The following is a 4,586-nucleotide window of genomic DNA, read 5'->3' as shown; positions in this document are numbered from 1 at the left end:
GCGGCACCACCACCCCCTACCCCCAAAGCAGCGTCGACCCCCTCTCCAACCTCGGCAAAGGCTGCGCCGACGCCGCGTCGTGGATCATCGGGAAGCTCTCCGGGGCCGTCAAGCACACCGGCAACGTGGACTTCACCAACGCCACGTTCCTCCAGCAGTACGCCGTCGTCTTCGCCGCGTCCAGCATCCTGACGCTCATCCTCTGGCTGCTCGCCGTCGCCAAGCGGGCCGTGCGCGGAGTGCCGTTCACCGAGGCGGTCACAGAAGCCGTGGGCTTCCTGTGGCTCACCGTGCTCGCGTCGGCGTTCACCCCGCTGATCCTCTACACGCTCGTCTCGGCCACCGACGCCGTCACGGAAGTCATCGCCACGGGCAGCAATTCCAACAACGACGCCTTCTTCGGAGGGTTCGCCGACGCGCTCAAGAAGGGCGACGGCATCGGCGGCGGCCCCATCATGCTGATCGTCGTGTCGCTCGTGTCCGTGCTCGCCGCCGGGGTGCTGTGGCTGGAACTGGTCATCCGGGCCGCCCTGCTCTACGTCGGCGCGCTGCTCGGAACCGCCGTCTACGCGGGGCTCGTCGACAAGAACATGTGGCGGCACGTGCGCCGGTGGGCGGGCATCATGATCGCGGTGATCCTGGTGAAGCCGATCATCGTCATCGTGCTCGGCCTCGCGGGTGCCCTGTCGTCCGGCAAGGGCCACGACTCCATCTCGGCCGTCGTGTCCGGCCTCGCGATCATCCTCCTCGCCATCTTCGCCAGTGCGATGATCTACCGCTTCGTGCCCGGCTTCGGCGACGAGATCGTCAGCACCCGGAGCGCCAGCAAGGACGCCGCCTCCCGGCAGGCCGCCGCTGTCATCTCCTCCCCCGCCGCGCTCGTCAAGCAGGGCATCACCACGCACAGCACCCGCGGCGACGGCGGAGGCGGCAACAGCGGCGCGCAGGCCCGTCCCGGCAACCCCATCTCCGGTGGCGTCGCCGCCCACAGCACGCGCGCCCCGGCCCGCCCGGGCGGTGGTGGCGGCGCAGGGAGCGGAGGCGCTCCTTCCGCACCGCGAGAGCAGCGCGCACAGAACCGCAGCAACACCCCAGGAGGTGAGCGGCGTTGACGATCCCGGCACAGTCCCAGCCGATCGCGGCCCGCCGGACGTATCTGATCGGCCGCGCCCGTCCCAACGCGGTCGTCGGCAAGAACCGGGAGACCGGCGAGATCGCCCTGATCATCGCGGGGGCGTTCCTCGGCATGATGTGCGGCCTCCTGGTGCCCTTCCTCCCGCTGCGGATCGTCACGCTCGCCGGGTTCCCCGCGCTCGCCCTGTCGGCGGTGTACGTGCCCTACCGGCAGCGCACGTTCTACAAGTGGTTCGAGATCAACCGCACCTACCGGCGCACTCTGCGCAAGGGCGCCACCTACCGCTCCGCCACCCAGGAGGCCGGGACGCGGCTGGACGGCCGTGAGGTCGAGGTCGGGCCGCCGCCGGGGATCGGGCGGATCAGCTGGCTGGCGGCGCCGTTCGGGCCGGACGAGATCGCCGTGCTGCTGCACGCGGACCGCCGTACGGTCACCGCGGCCATCGAGATCGAGGGTCCGGGCGTCGGCCTGCGCGACTCGGAGGACCAGGAGGCGCTGGTCGACCGGTTCGGCACGCTGCTCAAGCACGTCGCCAACGGGGACGGCTACGTCACGCGCATCCAGATGCTGGCCCGTACGCTCCCGGCCGACCCCGACGCGCACGCCAAGGACATCGAGCGGCGCGGCGACGACAACGCGCCCACCTGGCTGAAGGATTCGTACGACCAGCTGCAGTCGATGGTGTCGACCTCCTCCGAGCAGCACCGCGCGTACCTCGTCGCCTGCATGCACTACACGCGCGAGCTGGCCGCCGAGGCGCAGGCCATCGCCCGTGCCTCCCGCCACGACGGGGGCAAGCGGCGGCTCGACCGGGACGGCGGGCTCGCCGTCGTCATGGCGCGCGAGCTCACGGACATCTGCGCCCGGCTCGCCGAGGCCGACATCCGCGTGCGCCAGCCGCTCGGGCAGGGGCGGCTGGCGTCGCTCGTGCACTCCATGTACGACCCGGACCACCCCATCGACCACATCCAGGCGATGACGCAGCGCAACGCGTGGCCGGCCGAGCTGGACGCCACGGAGGCCACGTTCCTCCAGGCGAAGACCCGGGAGTCGATGACACGCGCCCCCTGGTGCCACTCGACGGCCTGGGTGAAGGAGTGGCCGATGACCCCCGTGGGCGTCAACTTCCTGGCACCGCTGCTCGTGCACACCCCGGACGTCATCCGCACCGTCGCCGTCTGCATGGACCTGGAGCCGACGGACGTCGCCATCGAGCGGATGCTGACGGAGAAGACCAACGACGACGCGGACGCCTCGCGCGCCGCCAAGATGAACCGGGTCGTGGACCCGCGCGACGTCGCCCACCACTCCCGCGTCGACCAGCGCGGCGAGGACCTCGCGAGCGGTGCGGCGGGCGTCAACCTGGTCGGCTACATCACCGTCTCCTCACGCTCCCCGGAGGCGCTCGCCCGGGACAAGCGCACCATAAGAGCGTCGGCGGGCAAGAGCTACCTCAAGCTGGAGTGGTGCGACCGCGAGCACCACAGGGCCTTCGTCAACACGCTGCCGTTCGCGACCGGCATCCGACGCTAGGGGCTTCGCCGTGCTCGACCCACTCGCCGCACTCACCGAGGCATTCACCAGCTTCCTGTTCGGGAAGGTGGAGACGACCCGGCTGCCCGTACGGACCTCCACCGGGCAGGCCCAGGCGGTCTACCTGCCGACCGCGGCCCCCGGACTCGGCGACTCGGGCGTCGTCATCGGCCGCGAGGTGTACTCCGGCAAGGGCTACATCTACGACCCCTTCCAGCTGTACGGGCAGCAGCTGCCCGCCCCGCACTGGCTCGTGCTCGGCGAGTCCGGCAACGGCAAGTCCGCGCTGGAGAAGACGTACGTGCTGCGCCAGCTGCGTTTCCGCGACCGCCAGGTCGTCGTCCTGGACGCGCAGGGCGAGGACGGGGTCGGCGAGTGGAACCTCATCGCACAGCAGCTGGGGATAACGCCCATCCGGCTCGACCCGACGGCCGCGCTCAACGGCGGCATCCGGCTGAACCCGCTGGACCCGTCGATCACGACGACCGGACAGCTCGCCCTGCTGCGCACGATCATCGAGGTGGCGCTGGGCCGCGGCCTGGACGAGCGGTCCGGTTTCGCCCTCAAGGTGGCGCACGCCTACGTCAACGAGACGATTACCGATCGTCAACCCGTCCTGACCGACATCGTCGAGCAACTGCGGCACCCGGAGGCCGAGTCCGCCGAGACGATGAACGTCGACATAGACGACGTGCGCGCCTGGGGCCTGGACGTCGCCCTGGTGCTCGACCGGCTCGTCGACGGCGACCTGCGGGGCATGTTCGACGGGCCGACGACGACGGGCATCGACCTCGACGCCCCGCTGACCGTCTTCGACCTCTCCCACATCGACCGCAACTCGATCGCCATGCCCATCCTGATGGCCATCGTGGGCGTGTGGCTGGAGCACACCTGGATCCGGCCGGACCGCAAGAAGCGCATCTTCCTGGTGGAAGAGGCGTGGCACATCATCAACTCGCCGTTCGTCGCGCAGCTCTTCCAGCGGCTGCTCAAGTTCGGCCGCCGACTCGGCCTGTCGTTCGTGGCGGTGGTGCACCACCTGTCGGACGTGGTCGACGGCGCGGCCGCGAAGGAGGCCGCGGCGATCCTGAAGATGGCCTCCACCCGCACGATCTACGCGCAGAAGGCCGACGAGGCCCGCGCCACCGGCCGGGTGCTCGGCCTGCCCAGGTGGGCCGTCGAGATCATCCCCACGCTGACGCCCGGCATCGCCGTCTGGGACGTCAACGGCAACGTCCAGGTCGTCAAGCACCTGGTCACCGACGTCGAACGGCCGCTCGTCTACACCGACCGCGCGATGACCGAGGACGGCCGGGACCTCACGGCCCGCGAGCTCGCCGCGGAGGCGGCCGCGGCGGAACGCGCGGCCGCGGCGGTGGCCGACGGGGCGTACGGTTCCTCCGAGTCGACGGTGGCCTGACGGATGCCCGCTCCCGGACCGCACAGGAACCCTCGGACAGGCGGCATCCCGGACGGCCTGCTGACCGGGGCGATCGCCTTCCTGCTGGCGCTGACGTTCCTCGTGTGGGCGACCACCGGACTGGCCGGCCTCGCCGCGCACGGTTCCTGGCCACAGGCCGTCGACCTGGACCGTACGCCGATGGCCTTACGCCACCTGATGACGCAGCCGCGCGACCTGGCCGCCGCCTGGCCGCAGACCCCGCCGGAGCAGCTCTCGGGCTACGGACTCTTCTGGGGCTTCCTCATCGGCGAGGTACTGGCCCTGATCGTGCTCTGGATCTTCGTTCTCAGCACCTGGACGCGCTGGCGGGTGGTACGGGCGCGCCGCCGGGAGACGGAGCGGGCGGATCGGGAAGGGGCGAGCGTGACGGAGGTCGCGGCGGAGGCGGTGGAGCCGACGCCGAGGCGCACGGAGGCGGTTCCGGTGCCGGGGACGGTGCTGGGGACGGTTCCGGGG

3 protein-coding genes and 1 pseudogene are annotated in these 4,586 nt (G+C 71.0%); all 4 read left to right on the top strand.

The window, feature by feature from the left end; translation table 11 throughout:
* The coding region (locus tag K6I34_RS32225) for a hypothetical protein (protein WP_229331549.1) at nucleotides 1-1,112 on the top strand (1,112 nt) is incomplete at its 5' end.
* Nucleotides 1,113-1,114: 2 nt separating this feature from the next.
* Nucleotides 1,115-2,668: an SCO6880 family protein gene (locus tag K6I34_RS32220; RefSeq protein WP_229331551.1), complete on the top strand. Its 1,554-nt coding sequence runs from the start codon at nucleotides 1,115-1,117 to the stop codon at nucleotides 2,666-2,668.
* Between the two features lie 10 nt (nucleotides 2,669-2,678).
* On the top strand, nucleotides 2,679-4,088 hold the full coding sequence (locus K6I34_RS32215) for an ATP-binding protein (protein ID WP_229331547.1): 1,410 nt from the start codon (nucleotides 2,679-2,681) through the stop codon (nucleotides 4,086-4,088).
* 3 nt (nucleotides 4,089-4,091) lie between these two features.
* Nucleotides 4,092-4,586 (top strand): annotated as a pseudogene (locus tag K6I34_RS32210) (type VI secretion protein); the annotation flags it as partial.

This window comes from Streptomyces sp. UNOC14_S4 (assembly GCF_020740835.1).
Classification (GTDB): Bacteria; Actinomycetota; Actinomycetes; order Streptomycetales; family Streptomycetaceae; genus Streptomyces.
This window is presented reverse-complemented; position numbering and strand designations above follow the sequence as displayed.